Annotated in this window: 16 protein-coding genes and 1 other RNA gene; 6 read left to right on the forward strand and 11 right to left on the reverse strand. The window is 69.6% G+C overall.

The genetic code is table 11. The features are described from left to right. Positions 1-427: 427 nt before the first annotated feature. The 7 genes from GGD89_RS04340 to GGD89_RS04370 all read right to left on the reverse strand — a co-directional run bounded on the left by GGD89_RS04340 (position 428) and on the right by GGD89_RS04370 (position 7,739). Complete coding sequence (locus GGD89_RS04340; protein WP_184043020.1) at positions 428-1,192, reverse strand: TlyA family RNA methyltransferase; 765 nt, start codon at positions 1,190-1,192, stop codon at positions 428-430. Continuing rightward, the gene (locus GGD89_RS04345; RefSeq protein ID WP_184042892.1) at positions 1,189-2,094 is read right to left on the reverse strand and encodes an SAM-dependent methyltransferase; all 906 of its coding nucleotides are present in this window, start codon (positions 2,092-2,094) and stop codon (positions 1,189-1,191) included. Before GGD89_RS04345 ends, GGD89_RS04340 begins: the two co-directional genes overlap by 4 nt. A gap of 200 nt (positions 2,095-2,294) precedes the next feature. Continuing rightward, on the reverse strand, positions 2,295-3,905 hold the full coding sequence (locus GGD89_RS04350) for a fumarate hydratase (protein WP_184043021.1): 1,611 nt from the start codon (positions 3,903-3,905) through the stop codon (positions 2,295-2,297). Positions 3,906-4,097: 192 nt separating this feature from the next. After that, on the reverse strand, positions 4,098-4,637 hold the full coding sequence (locus tag GGD89_RS04355; RefSeq protein ID WP_343058535.1) for an SspB family protein: 540 nt from the start codon (positions 4,635-4,637) through the stop codon (positions 4,098-4,100). Between the two features lie 273 nt (positions 4,638-4,910). Beyond that, positions 4,911-5,289: a transfer-messenger RNA gene (ssrA, locus tag GGD89_RS04360) on the reverse strand. A 30-nt stretch (positions 5,290-5,319) separates the two neighbouring features. Then, on the reverse strand, positions 5,320-6,141 hold the full coding sequence (locus tag GGD89_RS04365) for a ComF family protein (protein ID WP_184042893.1): 822 nt from the start codon (positions 6,139-6,141) through the stop codon (positions 5,320-5,322). A 14-nt stretch (positions 6,142-6,155) separates the two neighbouring features. Continuing rightward, positions 6,156-7,739: a gamma-glutamyltransferase family protein gene (locus tag GGD89_RS04370; RefSeq protein WP_184042894.1), complete on the reverse strand. Its 1,584-nt coding sequence runs from the start codon at positions 7,737-7,739 to the stop codon at positions 6,156-6,158. Positions 7,740-8,028: 289 nt separating this feature from the next. Here GGD89_RS04370 and gpt point away from each other — a divergent pair, with 289 nt between their 5' ends. The 4 genes from gpt to GGD89_RS04390 all read left to right on the forward strand — a co-directional run bounded on the left by gpt (position 8,029) and on the right by GGD89_RS04390 (position 11,470). Further along, on the forward strand, positions 8,029-8,547 hold the full coding sequence (gene gpt, locus GGD89_RS04375; protein WP_184042895.1) for a xanthine phosphoribosyltransferase: 519 nt from the start codon (positions 8,029-8,031) through the stop codon (positions 8,545-8,547). A 229-nt stretch (positions 8,548-8,776) separates the two neighbouring features. After that, the gene (locus GGD89_RS20495; protein ID WP_184042896.1) at positions 8,777-9,973 is read left to right on the forward strand and encodes an adenylate/guanylate cyclase domain-containing protein; all 1,197 of its coding nucleotides are present in this window, start codon (positions 8,777-8,779) and stop codon (positions 9,971-9,973) included. Between the two features lie 73 nt (positions 9,974-10,046). Further along, positions 10,047-10,805 carry an energy-coupling factor ABC transporter ATP-binding protein gene (locus GGD89_RS04385; RefSeq protein WP_343058536.1) on the forward strand — a complete coding sequence of 253 codons (759 nt, stop codon included), beginning with the start codon at positions 10,047-10,049 and terminating at the stop codon, positions 10,803-10,805. Further along, a complete protein-coding gene (locus tag GGD89_RS04390) occupies positions 10,802-11,470 on the forward strand; it encodes an energy-coupling factor transporter transmembrane component T family protein (protein WP_184042897.1) in 669 nt (222 codons plus the stop codon). Before GGD89_RS04385 ends, GGD89_RS04390 begins: the two co-directional genes overlap by 4 nt. Before the next feature lie 43 nt (positions 11,471-11,513). Here GGD89_RS04390 and GGD89_RS04395 read toward each other — a convergent pair whose 3' ends face one another. Continuing rightward, positions 11,514-11,948, reverse strand: a complete 435-nt coding sequence (locus GGD89_RS04395) for a DUF1284 domain-containing protein (protein ID WP_184042898.1) — start codon at positions 11,946-11,948, stop codon at positions 11,514-11,516. A 116-nt stretch (positions 11,949-12,064) separates the two neighbouring features. On the opposite strand from GGD89_RS04395, the gene GGD89_RS04400 reads away from it, so the two are divergent. Together GGD89_RS04400 and GGD89_RS04405 are read left to right on the forward strand one after the other, a co-directional pair. Further along, on the forward strand, positions 12,065-12,610 hold the full coding sequence (locus GGD89_RS04400) for a biotin transporter BioY (RefSeq protein WP_184042899.1): 546 nt from the start codon (positions 12,065-12,067) through the stop codon (positions 12,608-12,610). 149 nt (positions 12,611-12,759) lie between these two features. Next, complete coding sequence (locus GGD89_RS04405; RefSeq protein WP_184042900.1) at positions 12,760-13,485, forward strand: arginyltransferase; 726 nt, start codon at positions 12,760-12,762, stop codon at positions 13,483-13,485. Positions 13,486-13,559: 74 nt separating this feature from the next. Here the strand turns inward: GGD89_RS04405 and malQ are convergent, their stop codons facing one another. The 3 genes from malQ to treS form a co-directional block, all read right to left on the reverse strand. Then, a complete protein-coding gene (gene malQ / locus GGD89_RS04410) occupies positions 13,560-15,815 on the reverse strand; it encodes a 4-alpha-glucanotransferase (protein ID WP_184042901.1) in 2,256 nt (751 codons plus the stop codon). Beyond that, positions 15,805-18,081, reverse strand: coding sequence for a glycogen debranching protein GlgX (glgX, locus tag GGD89_RS04415; RefSeq protein ID WP_184042902.1), 2,277 nt, complete (start codon positions 18,079-18,081; stop codon positions 15,805-15,807). The genes malQ and glgX overlap by 11 nt, the downstream gene beginning before the upstream one ends. Before the next feature lie 145 nt (positions 18,082-18,226). Continuing rightward, positions 18,227-21,541: a maltose alpha-D-glucosyltransferase gene (treS, locus tag GGD89_RS04420; RefSeq protein ID WP_246422550.1), complete on the reverse strand. Its 3,315-nt coding sequence runs from the start codon at positions 21,539-21,541 to the stop codon at positions 18,227-18,229. Between the last annotated feature and the right edge of the window lie 179 nt (positions 21,542-21,720).

A 21,720-nucleotide genomic window follows, 5' to 3' on the forward strand; every position in this document is an offset into this window, starting at 1 on the left:
CATGCGGACCGACCTCCTAACGGTCAGTCCGTTGAATCATAAAATCGATCCCATGGGAATCCCTGGCGACTCAACCCGACCCCAGAGCACTCTAGTCGCGTTGGTGTCTCCCATCCTGGCGGCCGGCGCCGTCCCCCAACGCATGCTACCTCTGATGATCTGTCTGATCGCATGGATCGGATTGGCGATCGCCATCACGGTCCGCCGTATCAACCGCTATCGGGGCGGCCCCCGGTGGTTTCCCCCCTATGGCCAGGACCCGTTGCCCGAACCGGTCGGAACCGGCGCCCCCCGCGCGCCCAGGCCCGACTAACCGCGACCCTTGAGTGCCGGAAATCTGGAGGGTTCGGGAGGCTGTGCTTCTCGGACGGGTGGTAGGGGGCAGGAGCCCCCTGGTTGATGTTTCAGGAGGCCCGGAGCATTGGCATCACCCGCCCGCGAATCGGCCGCCGATGAGGAATTCCTTGTTGCCCTCGGGGCCGGTGATGGGGCTGTCGGTGACGCCGAGCACGGTCCAGCCCGGCAGCCCCGCCAACCAGCCGGCAATGGTCTCGCGGACCTCGGCGTGCAGGGCCGGGTCGCGCACCACGCCGCCCTTGCCGACGCGGTCCCGGCCGACCTCGAACTGCGGCTTGATCAGCGCCACCAGATGCCCGCCCGGCCGCAGCAACGCCAGGGCGGCCGGCAGCACGGTGCGCAGGCCGATGAAGCTGGCGTCACAGACCACCAGGTCGACCGGTTCGGGCACCTGTTCGGCGGTGAGGTGGCGGGCGTTGGTGCGCTCCCGCACCACCACGCGGTCGTCGACGCGCAGTTTGTGGGCCAGTTGCCCATAGCCCACGTCGACCGCGTAGACCCGCGCGGCACCGCGCGCCAGCAGCACGTCGGTGAAACCGCCGGTGGAGGCGCCGACGTCCAGGGCCACGGCTCCCGCCGGGTCGATCCCGAAGGCATCCAACCCGGCCACCAGCTTCAGGCCGCCGCGCGAGACCCAGGGGTGATCCTGGCCGCGCACCGCCAGCGCCACGTCGGGCGCCAGCCGCTGACCGGGCTTGTCCAGGCGGCGCTCTCCCGAGAACACCAGCCCGGCCATCACCAGCGCCTGGGCGCGCGCCCGGCTGTCGACCAGCCCCCGGTCCACGAGAAGCTGGTCCAGGCGCGGGCGCGTGGCCGGTCTCGGGGGCGGGCTCAGGGCGCGTCGCCGGCCAGGCGGACGATGACGCCGAGGTCGTGGGACTCGGGTGTCAGGGGCGCGCCGGCCAGATCGCCGTGCAGGTCCTCGACCACGAAACCGGCGGCCGCCAGTTCGGCCGTCAGCGTCTCCACGGTGAAGTGCTGCAGCCAGTTGTACACCCGCCAGACACGCCCATCGGCCTCGACAATCGTATAGCGCTCCAGGCACAGGCTCTCGGCGTCATACAGGAAGGTCTCCTGCAGGCCCAGGTAGTCCCCGGGCGACCAGAAGCCGTCCATCAGCCGCCGCGCGGCGAAGGTCCCGGGGCGAAGTGTCTCGAAGCGGGCGCGGGTGAAGACGTCGAACGCCACGCGCCCGCCGGGCTTCAGATGGCGCCGCCAGACGTCATACAGGCGCCGGCGCTTCTCCGGCGACAGGGGGCAGAGATCGCCGTAGATCAGGGTGATGGCGTCGAAGCGCTCGGCCGCGTCGAAGGCCAGGTAGTCGGCCTCATGATAGGTGATGGCCAGGCCCGCCGCCTCCGCCTGGGTCCGGGCATGGGCCAGGGAGCGCGGCGAGAAGTCCAGCCCGGTGACCGTGGCGCCGGATTGGGCTGCGAAACGCTGGGTGTACAGACCGGGGCCACAGCCGAAGTCGCACAGGTGCCGGCCCGGCCCCAGGTCCAGGCGCTCGGCCAGCCATGCCACGGTGGCCTCGATCACGGGCAGGGTGCGCGACGCCTGCGGCGCCTCCGGGTTCAGGTGATAGGTCAGCATCTGTGCCGAGAGATGCGGGTCGACCCACAGGGTTTTTACTGTATCGGCGCCGAACGGTGACGGGCGCTGGCCCAGGTCGGACAGGGCATCCGTCAGCACGTCCAGCAGGGCGGGATCGCGGTCGGTCGCGGTGGCGGTGGTCATGGCTTGGACCTGATGGTGATGAGCGGGGCGGCCCTTCTTCCACCGCACGCGCGCGGCGTCCATGACACATGTCAAGGACACCACGCACGGCCGAAAAACGTGCGCGCGGCGGTTCTTATACCAGCGGCGGATGAGTGTGACTCATCCGCCGAGCGGCACCGGCCACGGACTGCAACGGTCATTCTCAATGACCGTTGGTATTAGGCCGGACGAAAGAAATCGTTGCCCTTGTCGTCGACGACGATGAAGGCGGGGAAGTTCTCCACTTCGATCCGCCAGACGGCTTCCATGCCCAGTTCGGGGTATTCCAGCACCTCCACCTTGCGGATGCTCTCCAGCGCCAGTTGCGCGGCGGCGCCGCCCACGGAACCCAGGTAGAAGCCGCCATGCGCCTTGCAGGCGTCCGTCACCACCTGGGAGCGGTTGCCCTTGGCGATCATGACCATGGAGCCGCCGGCGGCCTGGAACTGGTCCACGTAGGCGTCCATGCGGCCGGCGGTGGTGGGGCCGAAGGAGCCCGACGCCATGCCGTCGGGGGTCTTGGCCGGGCCGGCATAGTAGACGGGGTGATTCTTGACATAGTCCGGCAGGCCCTGGCCGGCGTCCAGCCGCTCCTTCAGCTTGGCGTGGGCGATGTCGCGGGCCACGATCATGGGACCGGTCAGGGCGACCCGGGTCTTGATGGGGTACTGGCCGAGCGTGGCCCGGATCCGGTCCATCGGCTGGGTGAGGTCGATGGGCACCACGTCGCCGCCCAGCTTCTCGTCCTTGATGTCCGGCATGTAGCGGGCGGGGTCGCGCTCCAGCGCCTCGACGAACACGCCGTCGGCGGTGATCTTGGCCTGCATCTGGCGGTCGGCGGAGCAGGACACGCCAATGCCCACCGGGCAGGACGCCCCATGGCGCGGCAGCCGCACCACCCGGACGTCATGGCAGAAGTACTTGCCGCCGAACTGGGCGCCGATGCCCAGACGCCGGGTCATCTCCAGCACCTCCTGCTCCAGGCCCACGTCGCGGAAGGCATGGCCGCTCTTGCCGCCCTCGATGGGCAGGCCGTCCAGGTACTTGGCAGAGGCCAGCTTGACGGTCTTCAGATTGGCCTCGGCCGAGGTGCCGCCGATGACGATCGCCAGGTGATAGGGCGGGCAGGCGGCCGTGCCCAGGGTCTTCACCTGCGCTTCCAGGAAGGCCATCAGCGACGCCGGGTTCAGCAGCGCCTTGGTCTGCTGGTACAGGAACGTCTTGTTCGCCGAACCGCCGCCCTTGGCCATGACCATGAACTTGTAGGCGCTGCCCTGGGTGGCGAACAGGTCGATCTGGGCCGGGAGGTTGTTGCCGGTGTTGACCTCCTCGTACATCGACAGCGGCGCCATCTGCGAATAGCGGAGGTTCAGGGACGTGTAGGCATTGGCGATGCCCTGGGACAGGGCCAGGGCGTCGTCGGCGCCGGTGAACACGCGCTCGCCTTTCTTGCCCAGGACGATGGCGGTGCCGGTGTCCTGACACATGGGCAAGACCATGCCGGCGCTGATGTTGGCGTTCTTCAGCAGTTCCAGGGCCACGAAACGGTCGTTGGGCGACGCCTCGGGGTCATCCATGATGGCCCGCAACTGGGCCAGATGGCCCGGCCGCAGCAGGTGGGAGATGTCGCGAATGGCCTCCTCGGCCAGCCGGGTCAGGCCGGCCGGATCCACCACCAGCATGTCCTGGCCCCGGAACCGGTCCACGGCGGCGAAATCGCCGTCGAGACGGCGATAGGGCGTGGTGTCCTCGGCGACGGGGAAGAGTTCGGCGAAGGCGGCGTCCAGCATGGTGGTCTCCGGGGCTGCGACGATCACGAGGAACGATCGGGGGGGGGACGGTCACGAAAGGCGATCGGTCCGGATGATCGGTCGGGGCGATCGACGCGGATGGGGGTGGTTGACGAGGGGGCACCGCGCCGCCCCGGGGGATTGGGTCCGGCGTGGAGCAAGGCACGGCCATCCCCCTCGGGGACGGCGGACTTACTGTTTCTTGCGGAAGGCGTCGAGGGCGATCACCTTGGCGCCGTCCTCGCCGGAGTCGGCCCCCGGGCGCGTGTCCGCGCCATGGTCCTCGTTGCCCTCGCCGCCGCCGACCAGCATGTCCCAGTCGGCGGGGACATCCTCGTCCATGTCCTCCCCGTCGCCGTCCATGGTCATCTCGGTCTGGAACTGCAGGCCGAAGCTGGCATGGGGGTCGGCGAAGGCGGTCACGGCGGCGAACGGAACCCGCAGGCGCTCGCGCTTGCGGTTGAAGCTGAGGGTCACCTCCAGGGCCTCCTCGAACACCTGCAGGTCCCAGAACTGGTTCTGGAGCACGATGGTCATGTCCTGGGGGTGCTGGGCACGCAACCGGTCGGGCATCACCACGCCGGAGCGGGTGGTGTCGAAGGTGATATAGAAATGGTGCTCCCCAGGCAGGCCGCCCTGGGTCTCCACCACTCTCAGCGCGTCACGCAACACCCCGCGCAGGGCATTTTCGACCATGCGATCGTAATGAAAGGTGGTGACGTCGTCGTTCACGGTCCTGGTCCCGTTTGCCGGAGAAAAGCACGGCCGCCGCCGGGTCCGGCGCGATCCGACCCCGACCCAGACTAGCAATATCGCGCGCCGTGGGAAACACCGTGCTGTCGAGGCCGGCACGGAAGATACCCCGCCGTCGCGCCGACGGTAGTGGTGTGACACGGGTTGGACGCAGGGTGGGGCGGCCTGATGCCGGCTTGGTTGGGTCAGCCCATATCATGCACCAATATCGCGAGTCGCGTTAGGCGCGTCGGTGGGCGGGATCGGCGGAGGATGGGGGGCTTCTGTTGGCGGGTGCCCCCCGAACCCCGCCCGAGTCTGCTAAGAACCCGGGACTTTAGAGTCGGTCACCAGCACCGCATTACGCAGCGACGGCTTCCGGAGCATAGTTGTCGTTGGCAACTATTGCATATGGCCCGATGACGGTGGTGCCATGCCGAACGCAACCTGTCTCTTTACCACGCGTGTCGAACCTGGTTCGCCCCCGTGAGACCCCGCGCGCCGTTGATCCAGACGACGGCGGAGCCCGAAGTGGTGGAGGCGCCGGGTACTGCCCCCGGGTCCACGACGCTTATTCCAGGCAGGGTTTAGCGTCATAGCCGGCGAACCGGCGGATCCAAATATAGAGTGTGCGGCGACCGCATGCAAAGGGGATCGCACGGACGTCGCGCGAGACGCTGCCCTACTCGGGGCCAAGGGCCGGCACCACCACCCGGGCCAGGGTCAGCACGTCCACCGTCAGGGCGCCGGCGCGGCGCAGCACGCGGGCGCATTCCTCCACCGTGGCGCCGGTGGTCAGCACGTCATCGACCAGCAGCACCCGCCGCCCAGCCACCCGCGCCGGGTCGGGCACACGAAAGGCCCCCCGCACGTTGGCGACGCGGCCCGGCCGTCCAAGCCCTCCCTGGGAGGGCGTCGCCCGCCGCCGTGCCAGCGCCAGCGGATCCCAGGGACGGCCGCTACGCCGGGCCAGCGCCCGCGCCAGCAAGGCGGCCTGGTTGTAGCGGCGCCGCCACAGCCGCCAGCGATGCAGCGGCACCGGCACGATCAGGTCCGTGCTGGCCAGCAGCGGCGCGCCCGCCCGCGCCATCCAGGCGGCCAGGGGGCGGGCGGCGTCGGTGCGATCGCCATGCTTGAAGGCCAGCACCAGGGCGCGGCTGTGATCGTCGTAGACCAGCACCGCGCGGGACCGGTTGTAGGCGGGGGGACGGCGCCGGCAGGACCGGCAGATGACGGCATCGCCGCCGACCGCACCGCCGATCGCGCCACCGGTCTCGCCAGGGTCCCCCAGCGCGTCGGCGAACGGCGTGCCGCAGCGGTCGCACAGGGGCGCGGTGATGAAGGCGGCGGCGGCGAAGCAGGCCCCGCACAACGCCCCCGGCTCGGCCACCAGGTCGCCGCAGTTCAGGCAGCGGGGCGGCAGCACCAGATCCAGCAACGACCGCAGGACCCGTTGCCCGGCGCCGGGCGGGCCGGTCGCGGAGCGGGGCCGGGCGTCGTCCATGACGCGGCGCGGACTCAGAGGCCCATCACCGCGCCGTCGCCGCGCGGATCGACGGCCCCGGCCACGGATCCCTCGGGATGGCGCGTCACCGCGCCCAGGTGCCCCATGATGTCGTCAAGGGCCGGCCGCCGCGTGAGCCGATGACCGAGACGCTCCAGGTCGGCGGCCAGGGCGGGGTCGAGGCGATCCTCGATCAGCACCTGAAGGTCGGTCTCCGGACCCGGCCGCCAGCGCGGCGCCGCCAGCGCCGCCGCCAGGTCCTGGCCGAACAGGACATGGCGGGTGAACAGCAGGGCTTGCAGCATCGGCAGGGCCGCGCCGCCCGTACCGCCGAACACCATCATGCGGCCGTCGCGCAGCCGGGCCACCGGCGCGGTCAGGCCATGGGGCGGCTTGCGGCCCGGCAGCAGCACGTTGGGCAAGGTGGGGTCGAGCTGGAAGGCGCGCGCCTGATTGGTCCACAGCAGGCCGGTTTCGGGCAACAGCACGCCGGCGCCGAACGGCTCGTGCAGGGTCTGCGCCAGCCCGGCGGTGCGTCCGGCGGCATCGATGCAGCCGATCCATGCCCCGTGTCCGCCGCCATGCGCCATCCTCGGCCCCGGCCTCGCGCGCTGGCGGTCGAGGGCGGCGGCGCTCTGGTCCAGCATGGTGTCGCTGAGATAGGTGGTGGGATGCACCGCCATGTAGCGCGGATCGCTGAGGTGCCGGTCGCGCACGGCGGCGGCCGCCCGCATGGCCTGGATCAGGCCGTGCGCGTGGTCAAGCCCGTCGGCGCCCGTGGGGTGCAGCCGTTCGGCCATGCCCAGGACCATCTGCGCGATCAGCCCCTGGGTGGGCGGGGGGCCGTCGTGGATCGTGGCGGAGGGGGTCTTCAGGGTCAGCGGCCGGCGGCGCACGGAGCGATGCGCGGCCAGATCGTCGGACACCAGCGGGCTGCCGAGGGCCTTCAGATCGGCGCTGATGGCCCGGCCGACGCCACCGCGATAGAAGTCGTCGAGGCCGGCGGCCGCGAGCGCCCGCAGGGTCTGTCCCAGCGCCGGGTTGGACAGGGGGTATCCAGGCGCCGGCGGCGCGCCGTCATCCAGCAGCAGGGACGCCAGCGGCGTGACCGCCAGGTCGCCGGCCGACCGGGTTACGGCGCGGGCCAGGCCGTCCGGCATGGGATGGCCGGCCTCGGCCCGGTGAATGGCGTCCTCCAACAGGCGGGCCAGCGGCAGGCGCCCTTCCCAATGGCGGGCGCCCACCTCCAGCGCCGTCTGCCAGCCGGCCACGGCGCCGGGCACGGTGGCCACCGCCCGTCCGCCATGGCGTGGTGGCCGGGTCAGGCCCTGGCGGCGGTCGTCATCGGCGGTGACCGCCCGCCCGGTGACGCCGGTGGCGTCGATGGCCAGCGGTGGCCGGCCCGGCCGCGCCAGCAGCCAGAGCCCGTCCCCGGCCAGCCCGCACAGGTGCGGGCAGACCACGGCCGACACGGCGGCGGCGGCGACAACGGCCTCAATGGCGTTGCCGCCCTCCCGCAGCACCTCCAGGCCAGCCCGCGCCGCCAGGGAAGTCGGTGCGACGATCATGGCCCGCTCGGCTTGGACGGTGGTCGGCATGGGGGCACAATCCATCGGTTGGTGGCGCGCCAGGGGGGCGAGTGTCGTCCCGGGAGTCCGGGCTCCTCCTGTATGGGCCAGGTGCCCCCCGGGCGTCCAGCCCCCGCGGCGCGGAAACGGTCGCCTTGATGGTATGCCGGGGTGCGAAACGCCGACTCCGATCAAAGGAATGCGTCCCGGCGCCGAAGGGCCGCCTGGGTTCCGGTCCCCGTCTTGCCCGTCCCCGCCGGGAGGGGTATTGACAAGGCCCGCAATGGCGCCTCGTCGCGCAGCCATGGAGTCCCGGGCCATGCCTCGGAAGGATTACACCCACAGCGTCTACATGCCCATTCCATGGGAAATCTTCCATCGCGACACGCGAATGTTGGCGCACCGCATCCTGGCCACCAAAGTGGTGTACAAGGGCATTATCGCCATTGCCCGGGGCGGCCTGATCCCCGCCTGCATCATCGCCCGGGAACTGGACATCCGCACGGTGGAGGCGGTGAGCATCGCCAGCTATGACGATCGCAGCCAGGGGACGCCGCGCATGCTCAAGGGCGTGGACGCCGATCTGGTGGGCGACGGCGCGGGCTGGCTGGTGATCGACGACCTGGTGGACTCCGGCGTGACGGCCAGCGTGGTCCGCGACCTGCTGCCGGCCGCCACCATCGCCACCGTCTATGCCAGGGTCGAGGGCCAGAACACCGTGGACCTGTTCGCGGTGCCCGTGAACAGCGAGGTCTGGCTGTTGTTCCCCTGGGACGCCGAACTGTCGCCCAACGAGCCGCTGGCGCGCCTGCGCTCCCCGGCTGGCGAGGCGGACTGATCCCGGGCGGTCACCGGCGGGCGACCGGCGCCGAACCACCGGGCATGGCACGCCGGCGGGGGACGCCCCATATGCTGCGGATCGCGCGCGTCCGGCCGGCCCGGGCGCGGGCCTACCCCACTCCGGAGTCTGGATCATGCCCCCCGTCGCCCCACCTCCCGTGTCTCCGACGCACGGCGCCCCGCCCCAACCGCTGTCCGACGCCGCCGGTCTGGGGGGACTCGCCAGGGTGCCTCGGGAACCTCTTGGATGGCGTGACAACCTGGTGGTGGACTGGCTGCTCCAGGACGGCTGGCGCATGGGCACGCCCGAGGCGCTGCTGGCGGGACTGGGGGCGGCGCTCTGCGGCCTGGGTGTCCCGGCGGACCGCATCAACCTGGCCATGCGCGTCCTGCACCCGCAGGTCTTCAGCCTGGCCTTCCTGTGGCACCCGGGCCTGCCCGTGGAGCGGCGGGAGGGGCCCTACTCCCTGCTGGACAGCGACGTCTTCCTGCTCAGCCCATTCAACGACCTTCTGAACGACGGCGCCAGCGCCATCCGCCGCCGGCTGACGGGACCGGCGGGGTCGCTGGACTACCCGATCCTGGAAGACCTGGCGGCCGAGGGCTTCACCGACTACGTCGCCTTGGCGCTCCCCTTCGGCGACGGCCGGCACAGCGCCATCACCTTCGCCACCCGGACCGACGGCGGCTTCGCCGTCCCCCAACTCGCGGTGATTGACGACGCCTTGCCGGTGCTGGCGCGCATGGTGGAAATCCAGGCGCTGCGGCACACCTCTCTCACCCTGCTGGAAACCTACCTGGGGCGGCAGACCGGGGCGCGGGTGCTGGACGGCAAGGTGCGCCGGGGCGACGGCGAGGTGCTGCACGCGGTGCTCTGGTTCTCGGACCTGCGCGGGTCCACGCCCTTGGCCGAGAGCATGGATGCGCGCTGTTTCCTGGAAACGCTGAACGGCTACTTCGAAGCCATGGCCGGCGCCGTCCTCGATCATGGCGGCGAGGTGCTGCGCTACATCGGCGACGCGGCACTGGCCATCTTCCCCTTCGTCCCAGACGACACCGACGCCACCGATCCGGCACCGCCGCGCGCGGCCCTGGCCGCCGCCCTCGACGCCCGGACGCGCATGGCCGACCTGAACACCCGCCGCCGGGAAGCGGGCCTGCCCTGCCTCAACCATGGCGTCGGCCTGCACGTCGGACGGGTCACCTACGGCAACATCGGCGTGCCGGCGCGTCTGGAGTTCACCGTCATCGGCGCCGCCGCCAACGCCGCCGCCCGGGTGGAGGGGCTGTGCAAGACCCTGGACGAGACCATCGTGGTATCCGACGCCTTCGCCCGTCGCCACCCCGGCCCCTGGCGGGATCTGGGGCGGCACGACCTGCGCGGACTAGACGGCGCCTTCTCGGTGTTCGCCCCGGAGATGTAGTACAAGCGGTCCATGGACCATGACCCCCGACGTCCGTGACCGGCCCACACCCCCTCCCGTTCCTGGATGCCGAATGTCCCTCTCCAAGCCGGTCATGCGCCGTGAGCGCCACGCGCCGCGCGACACCACTGGAAGCCCGCCGACACCGACGGATGGCATGATCGAGATCACCGGCGTCAGCCACCGGTTCGGGGACCGGGAGGTCCTCAAGACCCTCTCCCTGACACTCCGGGAGCGGCGCGTCGCCGTCGTGGGCAGCAACGGGTCCGGCAAGAGCACCTTCGCCCGCCTTCTCAACGGCCTCCAGGTTCCCACCGAGGGCCGCGTCCTGGTCGACGGGCTGGACACCCGCACCGAGGGACGCGCGGTGCGCCGGCACGTGGGGTTCGTGTTCCAGAACCCAGACAATCAGATCGTGTACCCGATCGTCGAGGAGGACCTCGCCTTCGGCCTGAAGAACCTCGGGCTGGACAAGCGGGAGATCGCCGCCAGGATCGACGCCGTGCTGACGCGCTACGGCCTGGAGAACCAGCGCCAGCAGCCCTCCCACACGCTCAGTGGCGGCGAGAAGCAGCTGTTGGCCATCTCCGGCGTCCTGGTCATGGCGCCCCGCTACGTCGTTCTCGACGAGCCGACCACCCTCCTGGACCTTCGGAACAAGCGCCGCGTCGCCGAGGCGATTCGCGGGCTCGACCAGACGGCCATCGTGGTCACGCACGACCTGGACCTGGTGAAGGACTTCGACAGGGTCCTCGTCTTCGATGACGGCCGGGTGGTGATCGACGACGCGCCATCCCGGGCCTTGGCGCGATACGTGGACGCGATGGGATGAGGCTCGGGCTCTACCTGGCGGGCGACTCGCTCTTTCACCGAATGTCGCCCGGTCCCAAGCTGGCGACCGTCGCCGTCGCCGGGACGGTTCTGTTCTTCCTCGACGACTGGCGCGCGCTGGCCGCGTCCCTGGGTGTGGTGTTGCTTCTGTACGCGATCGCCCGCGTGCCCTGGCCGGTGGCGGTGGCGCAAATCCGCCCCACCCTGTGGGTCCTGGGGCTGCTGTTTGTCATGCTGGCGCTGATCGAGGGACCGCTGGCGGGCGTCGTCATGGTACTGCGCTTCGCCGCGCTGATCCTGCTCGCCGCCCTGGTGACCCTCACCACGCGGGTGTCGGACATGACGGACGCCATCGAGGCGGGGCTGCGCCCGTTCGCCCGCCTGGGGCTGAACCCGGCGGTGGTCAGCCTGGCGATCTCGATGGCCATCCGGTTCATCCCGCTGATCGCCGAGATCACCCGCGAGGTCCGGGATGCCCAGCGGGCGCGTGGCCTCGGTCGCAGCGTCCTCGCCGTGGCGGTGCCCGTGATCGTGCGGACCATCAAGCTGGCGGACGACGTGGCCGATGCCATGGACGCCCGCTCCTACGACCCGACCCCGCGATCGCGGCGGGACCACGCGGCGGTGGCGGCGGCGGACCGGGATACGGGCAACCGCGCCCGGTGATGGGCGGTCTTGCAAGCCGGAGTCGACGGCGCCGCCGCCGGCATCAGTCCGCGATCCGCAGCCGGGCGTCACGGAACCCCGCCGCCGCGATGTCGGCGCACATCGTCTCCCACTCGCAGTCCACACAGGCATCGCGGAAGGCGCCCTCGGCATAGGCGGCCCTCAGGCGTTCGACCCTCTCCCTGGTCAGGACGAGGCGCTCCCCGGTTCGCACCCTCCAGCCGACCCGTGCCGACAGGGCCGCCGCCGCCCGGGCGTCCCTGTCCAGCACCGACCGGCGCAGGCAGTGGGCGTCGCCGGCCTCCGCGTCCACGACCGGACCGCAGATATCGTCGGGTCCCTCGACCAGCAGGCCCTCTTCACCGGCGGACAGCCGCGCGACCACACTGTCCAGAGTGGCAACGAACCGGGCGCTGTAGCCGTTGCCGGCGTAGCCGAGGATGCAGAGCAGATGATGGGCACGCAACCGCACGGTCATGATGGTTTCCTCTTGGTCGTCTTGCGGAGCGGCCGGTCCCCCGATCCAGGTCCAGGGCTGGCGATTCTCCGCCGACGGTGTACAACACCCAGGCTGAACAGCCTGGAGGGGGTTCGATGCAGACCAAGGATATCGTGTACATTGCCCTGTTCGCGGCCCTGACCGCCGCGCTGGGTCTGTTCCCGCCCCTGGCCGTCCCCGTCATCGCGGTTCCGATCACCGCCCAGTCCATGGGTCCCATGCTGGCGGGAGGCATTCTGGGCGCGAAGCGCGGCGCGCTTGCGCTCGTCCTGCTGCTGGTGCTCGTCGCGCTGGGCCTTCCCCTGCTCGCGGGCGGACGCGGGGGCTTCGGCGTCTTCCTGGGACCGACCGGCGGCTTCATGATCGGGTGGGTGGTGGCCGCCTTCGTCATCGGCTGGCTGTTCGAACGGTACTGGTCACGCCTCAGCTTCCTTTTGGCCGTGACCTTCATGTTGATCGGCGGCGTGGCTGTCGTGTATCTTTTCGGTATACTTTGGCTTGTTTTTTCCGCGCAAATCTCCGTCGCGCAAGCCACCCTGAGTTCCATGGCCTTTATCCCCGGCGACATCGTCAAGGCCGTCCTCGCCGCCCTGGTGGCCCTGGTGATCAAGCGGTCCTATCCGCTGATCGGCAGGGCCTGAGGTCGGCCAGGACCCCGGCCACGCCGAGTCGTGTTCGGATCCCCGCCGGACATCGGATACAGCACGGCGTAACGGGACCGCAAAGGGTTGGCGCGGCCCTCACCACGGGCCATATTCCGGGTCCGAGAGACGCACGAGGTCGGCCAACCATGGAGCAAACGCCGCTCAAGCGACCGCAGTTCTTTTTCACCACCGCCCCCATGCCCTGCCCCTATCTGGAGGGCCGGTTGGAGAGAAAGATCGTGACCGACCTCGCCGGCGCCGATGCCGACATGGTGCACGACGCCCTGTCGCGCGCGGGGTTCCGGCGGAGTCACACCATCGCCTACGCGCCCGCCTGCCCCGGGTGCCAGGCGTGCGTGCCGGTGCGCATCCTGGTTCGTGAGTTCACCTCGGGCGGCACCCTGAAGCGCATCTGGAAGACCAACCGGGATCTGCGCGTGGATCTGGTGCGCCCGGTGGCCACGGCCGAGCAGTACCAGCTTTTCTCGCGCTACCAGCAACGCCGCCATGGCGACAGCGACATGGCGCTGATGGGGTTCTTCGACTACCGCTCGATGGTGGAGGACAGCCCCATCGAAACCGTAATCGCCGAGGTCCGCGATGATCACGGCGCGCTGGTCGGGGCCTGCCTGCTGGACCGCATGGTCGATGGCCTGTCGGCCGTCTATTCATTCTTCGATCCCGACGCGCGGACCAAACGCAGCCTGGGCACGTTCATCGTGCTCTGGCTGATCGATCAGGCCCGGGTCGAGGGCCTGGGCCACGTGTATCTGGGCTACTGGATCGAAGACAGCCCGAAGATGGCCTACAAGAAGCGCTTCCGCCCCCTCGAATCCTTCGGTCCGCAGGGATGGTCGCGCCTGGAGCCGTGAGGCTGGCCGGCCGTCCGGGCATCGGCGGCGGATGAGAATCCCTCATCCGCCGGATGGTCCCGGGCTTTCCTCCCTCACCCGTTCGCCACCGCCGCCCCGTCGCCGGTCGCGGCGCGCGGGCGCGCCTCCCGCAGCAGGTGGACCAAGGCGCGGAATCCCTCGTGCTCGTGCAGCGCCTCCACCGGCACCGACAAACGGCGCCGCCAGTTGGGATGCTCGCTGACCGTGCCCGGCACATTGGCCTGATCCATCTCCCCCAGCGCGTCCTCCAGTTGCAGCAACAGCACCAGACTGGGGGTGGAGGCGATGAAGCGGTGGATGGCCTCCGACAAGGGGGACGAGAGCGTGGCGCCGGATCCGTCGTCGGTCACATCGATGCCCGCGTCGCGCAGCGTGGACAGGATGCGGTCGCGGTCGTCGGCGCGCGCGCGCCGTTCCCGATCATAGACCTCGGCCGAGGGAAACAGCTGCAGATCGTTCTTCACCTGAAGGTCATGCCCGGTCCAGAAGCCGCGCAGGGTCGGCAGGTCGTGCGTGGCCACGGCCACCACCGCCATGGCGGGATACTCGCCGGGCGTCTTCAGCGACTGGTCCATGTGGCGCTCGAAGACCATCAGGCGATAGGAGAGGATGTTCTCGTGATTCATGCGCTCACGGAACCCCTCGGGCACGGTCCCCAGGTCCTCCCCCACCACGACGCAGCGATTGCGATGGCTCTCCAGGGCCAGCACCGCCAGCATCTCGTCGAAGGGATAGAACACATAACCGCCGTCCTGGGCCTGACCCTCGCGCGGGATCCAGAACATGCGCATGAGCCCCAGCACGTGGTCGATGCGCAGCGCCCCGGCATGCCGCATGCTGGCCCGCAGGACCTCCACGAAGGCATCATAGGCCCGCTCGCGCAGACCCACCGGGTTGAGCGGCGGGAACCCCCAGTTCTGGCCGTTGAGGTTCAAGGGATCGGGCGGCGCCCCGACGGCGACGCCCTCCACCACCAGGTCCTGAAGGATCCAGGCATCGGCGCCGGTCGAATCGGCGCCCAGCGCCAGGTCGTGGTACAGCCCCACGGGCATTCCGGCGCCCTGCGCCTCGTCGCAGCACCGGCCCAACTGCCGGTCGGCCTCGAACTGAAGGTATTCATGCAGCGTCACCCGGACCGCGTGCTCGGCGGCGAAGGCCGCCACCGCCGGGGCGTCCGGATGGTGATAGTCGGCCGGCCAGTCATGATAGGAGTGGCCCACGTCGGCGAACGTCTCGGCCAGAACCTGATAGATGGCGAACAGCCGCAGCGGCCGCCCGCGCGCCGCCCGGAACGCCTGGAAGGCGCGGTCGCGGTCGGTGTCCCGGTCCAGGTCGCGGGCCCTGAACGTCTTGTAGAGCGCTTCCAGAACCGGCCACTTGGCGGCATGAACCGCCGTATGGTCGATCAGGTCGGTGGCGGTCAGGGCGTCCAGCCGCTCCCGGAATCCCGGCGTCTCCAGGATCGCGGTGGCATGATCGCTGTCGGCGAGTTCGGGCACCGAGGGAACATGGATGTACAGCGGGTTGAGGAACAAGCGGCTGCTGGGCGAATAAGGACTGGCGTGCCCCGGCCGGGTGGGGAACAGGGCGTGCAACGGGTTCAGGCCGACCACGCTAGCGCCCTCCCGGGCGCTGAGCGCGACCAGGTGGCGCAGGTCGTTGAAATCGCCCATGCCCCAGTCGTCCCGACCGCGCAGCGCGTAGACCTGCACCGTCGGTCCCCACATCCGCTCGCCCCGAGTCAGCGCGGCGGGCAGATAACAGCGCCAGGGCGCCACGATCACCGTGACCGTGACCGGCTCGACCCCGTCCACGGACACCGCCAGGTGATGATAGCCCCAGGTCACGGCCAGCGGCACCGCCAGGGACAGCCGCAGATGGCCGACCCCGCCCACGGTCGCCCCGCCGACGACGGCGCCGTCGGACAGGGACAGCGTGCCCGCCTGGGCCTGGTCGCCGGCGGACGCCGGCACGTCGACCAGCCCGGTCGGATCCGGCCGCCAGGACCAGGACAACGCGCGGTCACGCGCCGCCTCCGGCACCGACACCGCGAGGGGCAGGCGATCCAGCCCGTCGGCGTCGCACCGCAGCACCAGGCAGGGGGGCAGCATCCGGCTCCAGGCCCGGCGCTCCATCTCCTTCAGGGACGCGTCCACCTCGCCGTCATCGGCGACGGCCATGCCCATGCCGGCCAGGAAGATGCGCTTCGTGGTCTCGGAGACCACGGCATGGGTGCCGAACGCGTCCCAGTACTCCGGAAGCAACCCGGCGCGCCGGGCCAGCATTTCCAGCGAGTCTTCACGACTCATCCGTCTCTCCCTTATGCGGGCGGGTGTCCAACGCGCGCGGTGGCGAGCGTCGCGAGGGGCCGGCGACGCCCGGTCCTGGCCCCATGGGTCCCACGGCGGGCCGCGTCTGATGGTCGGCGGCCCTGGTGCCTGCGGTATCGTGGGCCTCGACACGCTGAAACAGCATCAACGAACGCCCCACCATCCGGCAGGTGTCCCCGTCCGCCAGCGGCGGACCGCTGCACAACGCCGGACCGAGAGAGGTATCCAGAAGCGGACGCCAGCGGCCATCCTCCGCCAGCGCCGGCAAGCGGCAGGCCAGCGTTTCTCCGCCCGCGTTCATGAAAATCAGGAAGCTGTCGTCGGGCTGCGGCTCGCCGGTGGCCGTGCGATGGTGTGTCCCGGCGTCGCCGCGCAACAGCAGGCCGAGGAACCGGGTCTCGCCGTTCTCCCAGTCCTGGACCTGGCGCTCCTGCCCGTCCGGGTTCAGCCAGATCGTGTCCAGGAGATCGGTCCCGGGGATCTCCTCGCCCTGGAAGAACTGTTCGCGGTGAAACACCACGTGGTCGCGGCGCAGCCGGATCAACCAGCTGACCATGCGCGCCAGGCGATGGCCGCTGGCCGGGATATGCTCCCAGTCCAGCCACGTGATGTCGTTGTCCTGACAGTAGGGGTTGTTGTTGCCCCTCTGACTGTGGCCGACCTCGTCGCCGGCCAGCAGCATCGGCACCCCCTGGGACAGCAGCAGCGTGGCCAGCATGTTCAGGCGCTGCCGCATGCGCACGGCGTTGATGGACAGATCGTCCGTCGGCCCCTCGACGCCGTGGTTCCAGCTCCGGTTGTCGTTGGTGCCGTCGCCGTTGTTCTCGGCGTTGGCCTCGTTGTGCTTATGGTCGTAGGAGACCAGATCCATCAGCGTGAAGCCATCATGGGCGGTCACGAAGTTGAGGCTGGAGGTCGCCGCGCGCCCGCGCCGGTCGAACACGTCGGCCGAGCCGGTGATGCGGCTGGCCATTTCCGGCACCTGCCCGGGATCGCCCCGCCAGAACCCGCGCACGGTGTCGCGGAAGCGGTCGTTCCATTCCCGCCAGCCCGGCGGGAAGTTGCCCAACTGGTAGCCTCCGTCGCCCACGTCCCAGGGCTCGGCGATCATCTTGACGCGCGACAGCACGGGGTCCTGGCGCACCGCGCCCAGGAACCCGGCCTGGCGATCGAAGTGGCCCATGTCGCGGGCCATGGCCGAGGTCAGGTCGAAGCGAAACCCGTCCACCTCCATGTGCTCCACCCAGTAGCGCAGCGAATCCATGACCAGTTGCAAGACCCTGTGATGTCGCAGGTTTAGGGTGTTTCCGCAACCGGTTGAGTCCATATAGTAGCGCTCGTTACCGGGAACGAGACGGTAATAGTTGGGGTTGTCGATGCCCCGAAAGGACAGCGTCGGCCCCATGTGGTTGCCCTCGGCGGTGTGGTTGTAGACGACATCCAGGATCACCTCGATGCCGGCATCGTGCAGGGCCCGGACCAGGGTTCGAAACTCCAGGACGTCGCCCCGCGCCAGATAGAGCGGATGCGGGGCGAAAAAGCCTATGGAGTTGTAGCCCCAGTAGTTCCGCAACCCCTTGCGCACGAGATGCCGGTCGTCCACGGACGCGTGCACCGGCATCAGCTCCACGGCGGTGATGCCCAGGGCCTTGAGGTAACCGATGACCGCCGGGGCCGCCATGCCGGCAAAGGTTCCCCGGTAGCTCTCGTGCACGTCCGGATGGCGCATGGTGAAGCCCCGCACGTGGAGCTCATAGAGCACGCTCTCCTGCCACGACCGCGACGGTCGTTGATGATCCGACGGCGCGCCCATGTCGACCACCTGGGCCTTCAGCATGGTCGCCGCGTTGTCCCTCGTGCAGAAGGACAGGTCGGCGCGGGGGTGATCCAGCTGGTGCCCGAAGTGCGCGCCGGACCAGTCGAGCGTCCCGGCCAGCGCCCGGGCATAGGGATCCAGCACCAGCTTGTGAGGATTGAAGCGCAGGCCGTGTTCGGGCTCGTACCGCCCATGCACGCGATAGCCGTACAAGAGCCCCGGCTCGACCTCGGGCACATAGCCGTGCCACACCTCGTCCGTATAGGACGGCAGGTCTACGCGGGTCTCCCGCCCCGATGCGTCGAACAGGCACAACTCCACGCGCGTCGCGTGCTCAGAGAAAAGGGCGAAGTTGACACCGCGCCCATCCCACGTGGCCCCCAAGGGAAACGGCTGGCCAGGCCATAGTCGAATATCTGAGCTGGCCAAGATGCCGCCCCCTCCCCTCGCCTGGATCGCGCGTCACGCGATGCCGTGCCCCGTGTTGGTGCCCCGTGTTGGCACCCTGTCTCGGCACCCCGTGTTAACACCATCATGTGTGGCGTGTGTCCCGCCGTGGCGCGCGCGTCCGCGGCTACGCGCCACCACCGCCATCGACGGTGACCTCCGCGGTCCGCTCGCCCATCACCAGACGATGCACGCCTCGGATCGGAATATGCGCCCAAGTGGGGCGGTTCGCCGTCTCGTAACCGATTTCATAGAACGCTTTTTCCAGCGTGAACAGATCCAGAAGGGCCCGCACCTGCTCCGCGTCCGACGGCACCGACGGACAGCCCTCGATGGCCTGCGCGTAGCCCTCCAGGAAGGTGGCCGCCACCTGGGTTTCCCAGGCGCGGATGACCGGTCCCAGATCCTCCAGCGCATCCGACTTCACCGCCCGGCGGTCGAACAGGGCCGCCCAGGCCGCGTAGTTGAACGAACGCAGCATGCCCGCCACATCCTTCAGGGGCAGGCTCTTCTGCCGCCGCTGGCTGACCTCGCGGGCCGGCTCGCCCTCGAAGTCCAGGATGTAGATGTCGTCCTTGGCAACCACCACCTGGCCCAGGTGCAGGTCGCCATGATAGCGCGTCTTGACCAGATCCAGCCCATCGGGCAGCGCGCGGTCGATCAGGCCGTGCACCCGGTCCCAGTTGTCCAGCAGATCCCGGACCAGGCCCGCCGTCTCCTCGTTCAGCGTGTCCCGCACCCGCTCCAGGGCGGCGCGGGCCTTGTCGGCCTCCACACGCACCATCGCGGTCCAGTGGTCACGGTCCTCGGGACGCACCGGCTCGGCCCGGAACGCCGGATCGTCGGTGTCGATGGCCATCGCCTTGTGCAACTCGGCGACCCGCCGGCCCATGGTGTGGATCAGCGACAGGTAGAGCGCGTGGTCCTCGTTCTCCGCCCCGCCGTCGTCGTGGCCGACATGGCCGCGCAGTTCGGCGTCGTCCAGGAACCGGCCCAGGTAATCCAGGGTATAGCCCCAGCCATCGCCCTGGTTGCGCACGAAGCCCTGCAACACCGCCAGCGCGGTCGGCGCGCCCTCGGAATCTTCCAGCGAGGCCCATCCCAGCAAGGGCGGCGTGTTGGCATACCCGGCCACCTCGGTCAGGAACAGGCCCATCTCCAGTTCCGGATGCACACCCGTGTGCAGGCGGCGATACACCTTCAGCACCATGCGCTCGTCGATCAGCATGGACGTATTGGACTGCTCGCGCCCCAGGCGCCCGATGGTCGCCAGATCGGCCGGCGGTTCGTCGGCGAGCCGCCGGGTGGCGCGGAAGCGCACCACGCCGCCGCCATCGGTCGGCCGGTCGATGCCATCACGCATGGCGTCGACGACGACGGCGGTGAACGGCGCGTCGGCCATGGCGTCGTGCAGCACGCCCACCCGATGCACCCGCCGCGCCCGGGCCAGCGCATAGGGCAGCAGGGCCAGCGCCGGATCCTCGTCCGTCTCCCAGGTCAGGGCCAGGGGCAGCAGGTAGCGCTGGGACTCCCCGTTGTTGAGGCCGGCGTCCATCAGGGTGATCAGGAACGACGGTTCGCCCGCGCGCGCCGGCAGCGCCACCTGGTCACCCACGGACACGCGCTGGAGCCCCTCTTCCTTGCCGGCGAACCAGCGCTGGTTGGGCAGGAACGAGGGCAGGATTTCGTCGATCAGCGACCGTCCCGTCTCCCCGGCGAACAGGCTAGCCCACCCCTTCGGCACCACCAGCGTCATCATGTCGGGCAGGGGATGGACATGGGGTTCGTGCCACAAGGGCGCCTCCGCTTCTTCTGTCAGGCGGAACCAGTAGAACCCATGGGCCGGAAGGGTCAGGAAGTAGGGCAGTTCCCCGATGGGCGGGAACGCGCTGCGTCCCAGCAGTTCGACCGGTACGCGCCCCTCGAACATCGACAGGTCCAGTTCCACGGGCTGCGAGGCCCGCGACAGGTTGGCCACGCACAGGATCGCCTCGTCCTCGAAGCGCCGCAGGTAGGCCAGGATCTTGCGGTTGCCGGGATACAGGAACTCCAGCGTGCCGCGCCCGAACGAGCGATGCCGGCTGCGGGTCTTGATGAGGCGGCGCATCCAGTTGAGCAGCGAATGGGGGCTGCCGGTCTGGGCCTCCACGTTCACGGCCTCGAACCCGTAGACCGGGTCCATGATGGGCGGCAGGAACAGGCTCGCCGGATCGGCCCGGGAGAAGCCGCCGTTGCGGTCCGGCGACCACTGCATGGGGGTGCGCACGCCGTCGCGGTCGCCGAGGAAGATGTTGTCGCCCATGCCGATCTCGTCCCCGTAGTAGACGACGGGCGTGCCCGGCAGGCTCATCAACAGGCTGTTGAGCAGTTCGATCTTGCGCCGGTCGTTGTTCAGCAGCGGCGCCAGGCGGCGGCGGATGCCGACGTTGATGCGCGCGCGCTGGTCGGCGGCGTAGGTGTCGTAGAGGTAGTCGCGCTCGCGATCGCTGACCATCTCCAGCGTCAGTTCATCGTGGTTGCGCAGGAAGATGGCCCACTGGCAGGTTTCCGGAATGTGGGGCGTCTGCCGCATGATGTCGGTGATCGGGTGGCGGTCTTCCTGGGCCACGGCCATGTAGATGCGCGGCATCACCGGGAAGTGGAAGGCCATGTGGCATTCGTCGCCATCGCCGAAGTAGGGGCGCACGTCCTCCGGCCACTGGTTGGCCTCCCCCAGCAGCATGCGGTCGCCGTAGTTCTCGTCCAGCCAGGCGCGCAGACGGCGCAGGACTTCGTGGGTCTCGGGCAGGTTCTCGTTGTTGGTGCCCTCGCGTTCGCACAGATAGGGGATCGCGTCCAGCCGCAGGCCGTCCACGCCGGCGTCCAGCCAGAACTTCATGACCCTGACCACTTCCTTGAACACGTTCGGGTTGTCGAAGTTCAGGTCCGGCTGATGGCTGAAGAAGCGATGCCAGTAGTACGCCTGGGCCACCGGATCCCACGCCCAGTTGGAGGTCTCCGTGTCCGTGAAGATGATGCGCGTGCCCTGGTACTTCTGGTCGGTGTCCGACCAGACATAGAAGTTGCGGTGATTGCTGCCCGGCTTGGCGCCGCGCGCCCGCTGGAACCAAGGGTGCTGGTCGGAGGTATGGTTGATGACCAGCTCGGTGATCACCTTCAGGCCCCGGTTGTGGGCCTCGCGCACGAACCGGCGGAAGTCCGGCAGGCTGCCATAGGTGGGATTGACCGCCTTGTAGGCGGCGATGTCGTACCCGTCGTCGCGCAGGGGCGACGGATAGAACGGCAGCAGCCACACCGCCGTCACACCCAATTCGGTCAGATAGTCCAGCTTGTCCGTCAACCCCCGCAGGTCGCCGATCCCGTCACCATTGCTGTCGGCGAAAGCCTTCACGTGAAGCTGATAGACGATGGCGTCCTTGTACCATTGGGGATCGGTGTTCATGGGCATGCCCTGAAGAAAAGGGGTGGAGATTGATGAGGCGTGAAGGCGCCCGCCCGGAGAGTCTCGCAAACCGCTTCGCCGGACGCCGGAAGCCGGCCGGCACGGCCCGAGCGGGACCATCGACCGGAGGCGTTCCGGCCGACGAGACCGGACCACCTGCCCGTGCCGACGGCGCCCTT

Origin of the sequence: Roseospira visakhapatnamensis, assembly GCF_014197915.1 — a bacterium.
Classification (GTDB): Bacteria; Pseudomonadota; Alphaproteobacteria; order Rhodospirillales; family Rhodospirillaceae; genus Rhodospira; species Rhodospira visakhapatnamensis.

Coding starts and splice junctions, on each gene's coding strand:
- GGD89_RS04345 (WP_184042892.1), bottom strand. CDS start 2,094: ATGACCACCGCCACCGCGACCGACCGCGATCCCGCCCTGCTGGACGTG.
- GGD89_RS04350 (WP_184043021.1), bottom strand. CDS start 3,905: ATGCTGGACGCCGCCTTCGCCGAACTCTTCCCCGTCGCCGAGGACACC.
- GGD89_RS04365 (WP_184042893.1), bottom strand. CDS start 6,141: ATGGACGACGCCCGGCCCCGCTCCGCGACCGGCCCGCCCGGCGCCGGG.
- GGD89_RS04370 (WP_184042894.1), bottom strand. CDS start 7,739: ATGCCGACCACCGTCCAAGCCGAGCGGGCCATGATCGTCGCACCGACT.
- gpt (WP_184042895.1), top strand. CDS start 8,029: ATGCCTCGGAAGGATTACACCCACAGCGTCTACATGCCCATTCCATGG.
- GGD89_RS04385 (WP_343058536.1), top strand. CDS start 10,047: ATGTCCCTCTCCAAGCCGGTCATGCGCCGTGAGCGCCACGCGCCGCGC.
- GGD89_RS04390 (WP_184042897.1), top strand. CDS start 10,802: ATGAGGCTCGGGCTCTACCTGGCGGGCGACTCGCTCTTTCACCGAATG.
- GGD89_RS04395 (WP_184042898.1), bottom strand. CDS start 11,948: ATGACCGTGCGGTTGCGTGCCCATCATCTGCTCTGCATCCTCGGCTAC.
- GGD89_RS04400 (WP_184042899.1), top strand. CDS start 12,065: ATGCAGACCAAGGATATCGTGTACATTGCCCTGTTCGCGGCCCTGACC.
- GGD89_RS04405 (WP_184042900.1), top strand. CDS start 12,760: ATGGAGCAAACGCCGCTCAAGCGACCGCAGTTCTTTTTCACCACCGCC.
- malQ (WP_184042901.1), bottom strand. CDS start 15,815: ATGAGTCGTGAAGACTCGCTGGAAATGCTGGCCCGGCGCGCCGGGTTG.
- treS (WP_246422550.1), bottom strand. CDS start 21,541: ATGAACACCGATCCCCAATGGTACAAGGACGCCATCGTCTATCAGCTT.